The sequence below is a fragment of the Curtobacterium sp. NPDC089185 genome (assembly GCF_040685235.1).
GTDB lineage: Bacteria > Actinomycetota > Actinomycetes > Actinomycetales > Microbacteriaceae > Curtobacterium > Curtobacterium citri.
Genome location: NZ_JBFBHK010000014.1, coordinates 59,303 through 66,980 on the forward strand (window position 1 = coordinate 59,303; position 7,678 = coordinate 66,980).

At 76.1% G+C, this 7,678-nt stretch carries 6 protein-coding genes; 2 read left to right on the forward strand and 4 right to left on the reverse strand.

Annotated elements, in window-relative coordinates:
- Positions 1 to 21: 21 nt before the first annotated feature.
- The 4 genes from AB0N84_RS13475 to AB0N84_RS13490 form a co-directional block, all read right to left on the reverse strand.
- On the reverse strand, positions 22 to 3,081 hold the full coding sequence (locus tag AB0N84_RS13475; RefSeq protein WP_182047177.1) for an SMC family ATPase: 3,060 nt from the start codon (positions 3,079 to 3,081) through the stop codon (positions 22 to 24).
- Positions 3,081 to 4,244, reverse strand: coding sequence for an exonuclease SbcCD subunit D (locus AB0N84_RS13480; protein WP_363547123.1), 1,164 nt, complete (start codon positions 4,242 to 4,244; stop codon positions 3,081 to 3,083). Before AB0N84_RS13480 ends, AB0N84_RS13475 begins: the two co-directional genes overlap by 1 nt.
- A gap of 94 nt (positions 4,245 to 4,338) precedes the next feature.
- Positions 4,339 to 5,544, reverse strand: coding sequence for a S24/S26 family peptidase (locus tag AB0N84_RS13485; protein ID WP_363547126.1), 1,206 nt, complete (start codon positions 5,542 to 5,544; stop codon positions 4,339 to 4,341).
- 19 nt (positions 5,545 to 5,563) lie between these two features.
- Entirely contained in the window at positions 5,564 to 6,166 is a 603-nt protein-coding gene (locus AB0N84_RS13490) for a hypothetical protein (RefSeq protein ID WP_289459398.1), read from the reverse strand.
- Positions 6,167 to 6,410: 244 nt separating this feature from the next.
- Here AB0N84_RS13490 and AB0N84_RS13495 point away from each other — a divergent pair, with 244 nt between their 5' ends.
- Positions 6,411 to 6,977 carry a MarR family winged helix-turn-helix transcriptional regulator gene (locus AB0N84_RS13495; RefSeq protein WP_363547129.1) on the forward strand — a complete coding sequence of 189 codons (567 nt, stop codon included), beginning with the start codon at positions 6,411 to 6,413 and terminating at the stop codon, positions 6,975 to 6,977.
- Positions 6,978 to 7,037: 60 nt separating this feature from the next.
- The gene (locus AB0N84_RS13500) at positions 7,038 to 7,547 is read left to right on the forward strand and encodes a DUF664 domain-containing protein (protein ID WP_069712460.1); all 510 of its coding nucleotides are present in this window, start codon (positions 7,038 to 7,040) and stop codon (positions 7,545 to 7,547) included.
- Positions 7,548 to 7,678: the final 131 nt, after the last annotated feature.

Below are 7,678 nucleotides of genomic sequence, written 5' to 3' on the forward strand. Positions count from 1 at the left end.
CCGTCGTGACGGTGCTCCGGCTCAGACGGTCGTCGTGACGCGAGACCCGCCGTCCGGTGTGCGCCGGACCGCGATCCGCTCCGGGATGCGCTGCTTGAGCTCCTCGACGTGGCTGACGATGCCGACCTGACGGCCACCCGCCGTGAGCCGTGCGAGCTGCCCGATGACGTCGTCGAGCGTCTCGGGGTCGAGCGTCCCGAACCCCTCGTCGACGAACAGCGTGCCGAGCGACACCCCGCCCGCCTCGGCCTGCACGACGTCGGCGAGCCCGAGCGCGAGGCAGAGGGAGACCGTGAACGTCTCGCCGCCCGACAGGCTCCCAGGGGCACGACGGGTGTCGGTGCTGTGGTCGTGGACGGCGAGGGCGAGACCGGTCCGACGGGCTCGGGACCCGGCCTCGCGCTCGTCCGAGGTCTCGAGGGTGAACCGTCCCGCGAGCATGCCACGGAGGCGGTCGTTGGCCGCGGCGACGACGTCCTCGAAGCGGCGCATCAGCACGTAGGTGCCGAGCGTGATGCCGGTCGGGTTGACCCCGGCGGCGCCGTTCGCGACGTCGGCCAGGCGGACGACCGCACGGCTGCGCGCCGAGAGGGCGTCGCGGGACCGGACGGCGCGTTCGAGGTCGGTGGCGCAGCGCGCGCTCGCGTCCGCGCGGTCGGTCGCGCTCACCGCTCTGCGGGTGGCCTCGTCGGCCTGCTCGACGGCGGCGCGGTGCGCGGCCCGGGCAGCCTCGGCGTCGAGGTCCTCGTCGGTGTCCTCGGCGGCGGCGACGACCCCGGGTTCGGCGAGGCCCGCCTCGACCACGGCGTGCTCCCGCTCGGCGGCGGCGACCTCGGTCCGGAGTGCCGACGCCTGCTCGGTCGACAGCACCGCGGTCCGGGCCGTCTCCAGGGAGTCGAAGTCGTGGTCGGCGAGCGTCCGGGCCACCTCGACCTCGCGCTCGAGCACCGCACGTGCGGCGGCAGCGCCACGCTCGTCCGCGGCGGACACGGCGTCCGCACGGGCGACGAGCGCCTCGAGCGCCTCCACCGCCGCGCGGAGCGACGGGACGGCACCGGCACCGGTACCGGCACCGGCGTCCGGCTCCTGGTCGGTGGTCGCCCACGGGGCGGCCAGCAGCTCCCCGGCTCGGTCGACGGCGTCCGCCACCGCCGCGGCGTCCTGCCCCAGCCGGTCCTCGTCCGCCGCGCTCGTGGCCACCAGGACCGCGCGGTCGGCCTGCACGGCGTGGTGCTCGCGCTCGAGCGCCCGCGTCTCGTCGTCGAAGGCGGTGCGTCGGCCCTCGAGCTCCGCGACGTGGACGGCGGCGTCGTGGGCGGTGCGGAGCCGCGCTGCTGCCGCCGCTGCCCGCTCGGCCAGGGTCGCGGCATCGGTGTCCACCACGGCTGCGCGGAGCCGCTCGAGCGCGGCTCGCTCGACCGCCAGGTCCGTCGCGGCCTCGGCCAGGGCGGCCTCGGCGGCGCGGGTCGCAGCGGCGGCGGCCTCCACGCTGTCGGCGTCGGGGTGGTCGGACTGCGGCACGGCGACCGCCGGGTGCTCCACCGCGCCGCACACCGGGCACGGGTCGCCGGGCTCGAGTGCGGCGCCGAGCTCACCCGCCAGGCCGGCGATGCGACGCGCGCGCAGGGACCGCTCCGCCTCGAGGAGCTCCTCCGCACGCCGACGCCGCTCGGCGACGACCGGTTCGGCAGCGGCGACGGCGGCGACGGCGGCGTCCCGGGCGTCGAGGTCGGCCCGGAGCTGCCGCACCTGTTCCGTCTCGGCCCGCGCGGCCTCGGCGTCGGACGCCGCCGTCGCTGCGGCCCGGGCATCCTCGACCAGGGCGGTCCGTCCGGCGGGGCGGGCCTCGAGCGCGACGTCGAGCTCGCGGATGCGCTCGGCGAGGCGTCCGGCCCGTGCGGCGGCGTCCGCCAGCGCACGTCGGCGCCCGGCGATCGTGTCCTCGACCGGCACCAGGTGCCGCACCGCTCCGAGGCACGTGGCGACGTCGGCGCGACGGGCGACCACGTCCGCCGTGTCCGGGATGCCCGAGCGGCGTCGCAGGTCGGACGCGGCTCCGGCGGTGTCAGCGGCCCGGGCGCGGGCGGCGTCGAGCCCGTCGGCGGAGGCGGTGACCCGCGCCGCTCGCTCCGCGAGGTCCAGACGCTCGCGTGCGGTAGCGACCCGGGGAGCCCGCTCGTCGAGCTCCCGGCGCCGGGCGAGGAGCGCGGCGCGTCGGTCGCGGGCGGCGAGCCGCGCGGCGACGTCCTGCTCGTGTGCGCGCGCCCGGTCGAGTGCGGCGACCGCGTTGGCGCGCCGGGTCACGGCCTCCGACGCCGCGGCCTGCAGCGCGTGCAGCGTCGCGGACACCGCGTGCTCGTCAGCCACCGCGTGGTCGTCGGCGGCCGACTGCTCGTCGGCAGCCGTCCCCGCCGCCTGTGCGAAGCGGGCGAGGGCGTCACGGACCCGGGCGTCGGCAGCCTCGACCTCGGCCTGCACCGCACGCCGTCGTGCCGCGAGCTCGTCGGCCGTGCGGTCGTAGACCTGCGTGCCGAACAGGGACTGCAGGAGCTTCCGGCGGTCCTCACCGGGCGACCGGAGGAAGCGGGCGAACTCGCCCTGCGGCAGGACGACGGTCTGCAGGAACTGCGCGCGGTCGAGCCCCACCACCCGGGTGACCTCGAGCCCGATCTCGGGGATGCGCGAGGACACGGGCTCGCCGATCGCGTCCGCCGGGTGTGCGAGGCGGAAGAGCTGGGCGGACGCCTGCTGCCGGACCGTCCCCGCCCCGCGCTGCTTCGGGCGGTCGTACTGCGGTGTCCGGCGCACCCGGTACACCCCCGCACCGGTCTCGAAGACGAGCTCGACGAAGGGCTCGACACCCGGGTCGGCGTGCTGGCTGTGCAGTCGGTCGTGGGTCGAGCCCTCGCCCGCGAGCCCGCCGTACAGAGCGAACACCACGGCGTCGATGATCGTCGACTTGCCGGAGCCCGTCGGCCCCTCGAGCAGGAACACCCCGGACGCGGCGAGCGCCGCGAAGTCGATGGTGACGAGCTCCGGGTACGGTCCGATCGCTCGGAGCTCGAGTCGGTGCAGGTACATCAGCGCCCCCGGTCGTCGTGCATCGCGAGCGCCGCCGCCTCGTACGCCTCGGTCAGGACCGCCCGGTCATCCTCGTCCGGCGCGGTCCCGGTGGCGAAGGTGACGAAGTCGGCCGCGACCTCGACCGGGTCGGACGTCGCCGTCACCGGGCGCGCTGCGGGGCGCTCGGGGCGGTCGGCGGGTTCGTGGGTGATCGCGAGGGCGTGCGGCAGGTGGTCCTTCACCCGTGCGTACATGCGCTCGGGGTGCACGGCGTCCGTCACCGCGACCCGGACCCAGGCGTCCGCATCGGCGCGGTGCGCTCCGGACTCGATCTCCGCGATGGTGGCGCGCACGTCGACGAGCCGTCGTGGGACGGGCGTCGGCACGAGCTCGACCGTGACCGAGCCGTCCGCCGCCAGGTCGACCACCGTGACGCTCTTGCGCTGGTGTCGCTCGCCGAACGAGAACGCCAGCGGCGAGCCCGCGTACCGGATCCGGTCGTCGGGCCCGACGCGCTGCGGACCGTGCAGGTGGCCGAGCGCGACGAGGTCGATGCCGTCGAAGACGGACGCCGCGACCATGTCGACCCCGCCGACCCGGATGTCCTGCTCGCTGTCGCTCGGTTCCGCACCGCCGACGAAGGCGTGGGCGACGACGACGCTCCGGGTGCCGGGACGCGTCGCGAGGTCGGCGCGGACGCGGTCCGTCGCCGCGCCGAGGACCGCCTGGTGCGACCGGGCGAGCGGTTCGTCCGGCACCGCGGCGAGGGCGTGCCGGGTGAGGTCGGGGTGCAGGTACGGGATGCCGTAGACCGCGACCGGGCCGTCGTCGTCGGTGAGCAGCACAGGGGTGCCGATGCTCGTCGGCTCGGCGAGGATCCGCACCCGGTCGTGCATCACACCGGACCCGAAGCCGAGCCGGGCGGCGGAGTCGTGGTTGCCGGGCGTGAGCACGACCGTCGCCGTCGCGGCCAGGCGTTCGAGCGTGCGAGAGAGCATCCGGACGGCGTCCACCGGCGGGATCGCCCGGTCGTAGACGTCACCCGCGATCACCACGAGGTCGACACCCCGGGCACGGACGGTCTCGACGAGGAAGTCGGTGAAGGTCGCCTGGTGCGCGAGCAGGTCCGCCCCGAGCAGCGTGCGACCGAGGTGCCAGTCGCCGGTGTGCAGGATCCGCATGCCGTCACGGTAGCGGCGTCCGGGGACATCCCCGGACCGGCACCGCCGGGCTGTGGAGGACCTGCGGTTGGCCGGACGCGGTGCAGGACCGGGCTCAGCGGACGCAGCTGGTCCCGTCCCCGAGGCCGATCCCCGCGAGGGACGAGTACCGGACCGACACGGGCGCGCTCGGCACGGCGGTCCACGAGCTCGCGTCGGTGGCCTGCACCCGGACCGCCCGGGTGGTCCCGAGGGCGAGCAGGCTGCTCAGCCGGACGGACGCGGACCGGGCCCTGCCGTCGGTCGTCGCGAGCACGGCGCCGGTGTCGTCCGACAGGGTGAACGACCGAGGGTCGTCCCCGGCGTACTGCCACGCGATGACGACGGAGCCGCTCGCGTCGGCGCACGTCGGCGACGTCGCGGGCGCCACGACGGCCGCGGTGAGCCGCAGGTCGGTCGCCGTCGCCCGGCCGAAGGGCCCCGCGTCCGCCCGGCCGGCGGGCAGCACGACGGACCCGCCCGCTGCCAGGGCCACGAGCACGACCGCCCCGGCACGGTGCGCCCGGCCGCGATCCGCCCCGGCACGATGGGCCCGGTCATGACGGACCTCGCTGCCCCGTCGCGCGACGCGACGGAGCGACCGACGGCTCGGGTCGGGACCCGCGACGGACGGCGGGCGGACGTCGGGGTCCCCACGTGCCTCCCGGCCGGTCACCGCAGCGTCGGCGACGGGACCGGCGTGCCCGGCACGACGTGCAGCGCGGTGCGCGGCCGGCCGCCGGAGCGCCCCGTCGACGGTCGCGAGCGCGAGCAGCGCGACGACCACGAGGGTGAGCACGCCGGTCTCGACCCACCGCCCCTCGCGGACCCAGAGGACCGGACTCGCGACGAACGGGACGCGGAGGGCGGCCACCCCGTGCACGGCGGAGCGCTCGATCGGGGTCGAGTCGGCCCGCGGGTTGGCGTCGCCCTTCGTGACGACCGTCCCGTCGCCGCCGGGCTCGACGAACCGGTGCATCCGCAGGCGCCCCGGGTGGTCCGGGTCGTCGGCGAGCAGCACCTGCCCGGGCCGGACCTCGGCCGGGGCGACAGGGCGCGAGACGACGACGTCACCCGGCAGGAGCCGCGGCGCCATCGACCCGGTCACCACCGTGGTCGGGTGCCAGCCGAGCAGCGCCGGCGCGGCCGACCAGACGGCGAGGCCGACGAGGGCCGCGAGGACCGCACGGGCCGCCGTCGCGACGACCACCCGAGCCCAGTCGACGGCGTCGTGCAGCCCGTCGTGCGGCGCAGCGCCACCGCGCACGGCGATGCTGACCATGACCGTACCGAGCCCGCCGCTAGTTGTTCTGGGCCTCCCACGTGAGGCCGATCGACGCGGTCGTGCCCTGCGCGGCGTTCGGCGTCGCCGCGGCCACCGAGTAGGTGACCCGGTAGACGCGCGTCTCGTTCGTGCCGCCGGTGGTGGTCCACGCGCCGAGACCGTTGCCGAAGCCGGTCGCCTGGGTGCCGAGGTTCGGCAGGCTGTCGTTGAAGAGCGTGCCGCCGGTCGCCGCCGGGGTGAAGCCCGCGCACGAGGCGAAGCCGCCGCCGGTCCCCTGCTCGATCTTGATCGTGGTGTTCGTGGCGAGCACGCTCGTGGTCTGCGGGCTCGTGGCGTACAGCTTCACGGTCGACGGCAGCGATCCGCTCGACGTCACCGTGATGCACCGGCTGTCGGTCGACCCCGGCTTGAGGTTCGTCGCCGCGAACAGGGCGGTGTTGGCCGTGGCGTCGTTCGACAGGGCGACGGTGCCGGCGGTCCAGTTGCTGGTCGGCGTGGAGGTGGTGGCCGAGAAGGCCGAGTACGAAGCCGTCGAGACGACGACGCCCGACGCCACGAGGGCGGCGGGAACGGCGATCCAGGCCGCCAGACGGGCAGCACGAGGGGTGACACGGGACATGGTCGTCCTCCAGAGGGGTTCCTGATCGGTGGCGGCTCCGGACCCGCGGTGGTTGGTCGCGCTTCGGAGCCTGGTACTACGGCGATCAAGCTACTCGGCGACTGTACGAACGACAAGGAGCGGTGTGCCCCCATTGTTGGGGGGTATCTCAATCATTGAGATACTTGTTCGATGGACCGGTGACCCGGCCCCGCCCGCGTCCCGTCGATCGCCGCAGCGATCACCCACCCGAGAAGAGCCACCCGTGCCCGACGCCTCCCCCGTCCTCCCGCCCCGCAGCCTGCCGTCGACGTCCTCGGCCCCCGTCTCCCCCGACGTCGACGTCGACCCCGCGGCCGTCGTCCCGCCGTCGGGCGGATGGCCCGGCGACCCGGCGCTCGGTCGGGTGGTGGAGGCCTTCCGGCTCCTGCAGGTCCGGCACGCCCGGCTGCTGGCCCACGAGAGCGCGACCCGCGGGCTGAACGTCACGGACACGCGGTTCCTCGTGCACCTGGGTGCCACCGACGGGCACGCGACGACCCCGAAGCAGGCGGGCGACCAGCTCGAGCTGAGCACGGGCGCGATGACGTCGCTGCTCGACCGGCTCGAGCGGCGCGGTCTGGTCGAGCGCCGTCCGAACCCCGGCGACCGCCGCAGCATCCTCGTGCAGAGCACACCGGCCGGGCTCGCGGTCGCCCGCGAGGTCGGCGACACCTGGGCCGCGGTCTTCGGAGCGGCGATCGCCCCCGCGGACCGGACGGCCGTGGCGTCGGCGTTCGAGGCCATCGGCGCGTCCCTCGACGGACACCACCGGGCAGTCACCGCGCGCTGAGCGAGCGCCGGTGGCGACCACCGGAAGCGAGGTCGGCACGCCCCGCGTAGCGTCGGCCGCATGACCCCAGCGGAACTCCTCACCGAAGCGTTCGCCCGCGTGCCCGAGACCGTCGCGCGCGCGCTCGACGGCCTCTCCACGGACCAGCTCGCCGCCCGCCCGGCCGCGGGCGCCAACACGCTCGCATGGCTGGCCTGGCACACCGCCCGTGGGCAGGACGCACAGGTCGCGGACCTCGCGGGCACCGAGCAGGTCTGGACCGCGGACGGTTGGGTGGAGCGCTTCGGCCTGCCCTTCCCGGCCGAGGCGCTCGGCTACGGGATGTCCCGCGAGGACGTCGGTCGCGTGCGCGCATCGGCGGACCTGCTGAACGGCTACCTCCGCGCCGTGCACGAACGCACCGCGGCCTACCTGGCGACGCTGGGTCCGGACGACCTCGACCCCGTGGTCGACGACGCGTGGGACCCGCCCGTGACGCGCGGGGCCCGGCTGGTCAGCATCCTCGACGACTGCACGCAGCACGCCGGCCAGGCCGGCTACGTGCGGGGCCTGCTCTTCTTCAACCGCTGACACCGGTCCCACCAGACGGACGGGAGGCGCGGGGGGCGGCGGGCCCCCCCCCCCCCCGCCGGGGGGGGGGGGGGGGGGTGACCCGCCCGCCCGCCACGGACAAATAGGCAAGTCGCGAATGGCGACAGAGG

Excerpts from the sequence above, each read along its gene's own strand:
- AB0N84_RS13480 (WP_363547123.1), bottom strand. The coding sequence starts at position 4,244 with ATGCGGATCCTGCACACCGGCGACTGGCACCTCGGTCGCACGCTGCTC.
- AB0N84_RS13500 (WP_069712460.1), top strand. The coding sequence starts at position 7,038 with ATGACCCCAGCGGAACTCCTCACCGAAGCGTTCGCCCGCGTGCCCGAG.
- AB0N84_RS13485 (WP_363547126.1), bottom strand. The coding sequence starts at position 5,544 with ATGGTCAGCATCGCCGTGCGCGGTGGCGCTGCGCCGCACGACGGGCTG.
- AB0N84_RS13475 (WP_182047177.1), bottom strand. The coding sequence starts at position 3,081 with ATGTACCTGCACCGACTCGAGCTCCGAGCGATCGGACCGTACCCGGAG.
- AB0N84_RS13490 (WP_289459398.1), bottom strand. The coding sequence starts at position 6,166 with ATGTCCCGTGTCACCCCTCGTGCTGCCCGTCTGGCGGCCTGGATCGCC.